This window comes from Bartonella sp. AD328YNZD (assembly GCF_042196425.1).
The window spans coordinates 1-570 of sequence record NZ_JBHIQG010000836.1 but is presented as its reverse complement, the minus strand read 5'-3'; the positions used below and the strand labels follow the sequence as shown (position 1 = coordinate 570).

Sequence of the window (570 nt, the reverse complement as noted above, 5' to 3'; positions counted from 1 at the left end):
CCGTATTGTTAAATTAAATGCTATGGGAGCTAAAAGATCTGGTACTATTTCATGGGCACCGATAACACAAAAACCATGCGCTTCAATAACCCGTATAAAAGCTTTTAATAACGCATCATCCCCCCTCCTCAAAGCTCCGATTAACTTAGGAAGAGCTAAAAATGTTGTCCAGTCCAGTCGCAATTGTTTAAGAAGTGGCCGCTTTTTCACACCACCTGCCAAAACAACATTATAAACTTCAGCCTCTTTTAAGATTTTAACGAGTCGCGCTAACTCTACAATTGATAGCTCGCAATGCTCATAACGATAAAGAACAGAATCTGCCTCACCACGCAAAAGCACAAGAAAAGGATTTTCTCCATTCTTCTCAAGAGCCTGCGCAACAGTAATCGGTAGAACACCATTTCCTGCTATAACGGCAGTACGGCCGGAAAGAAAACTTCTGGCTCCCCAAATAGGCATTTTTAATCCTTATGTTCTTTTATTCTATCACCTTCAAATTTTGGTGTACAATAAAAACGCTTTCCTTCTTCTTTAATAAAATTAACAACTTCAGAAACAGACTGAGAA

General features: G+C 39.1%; 2 pseudogenes. Both read right to left on the bottom strand.

Annotation, left to right across the window (positions count from 1 at the left end):
• A pseudogene (locus ACFIO3_RS15320) lies at positions 1-462 on the bottom strand (DUF1009 domain-containing protein); the annotation flags it as partial.
• 2 nt (positions 463-464) lie between these two features.
• A pseudogene (locus ACFIO3_RS15315) lies at positions 465-570 on the bottom strand (acyl-[acyl-carrier-protein]--UDP-N-acetylglucosamine O-acyltransferase); the annotation flags it as partial.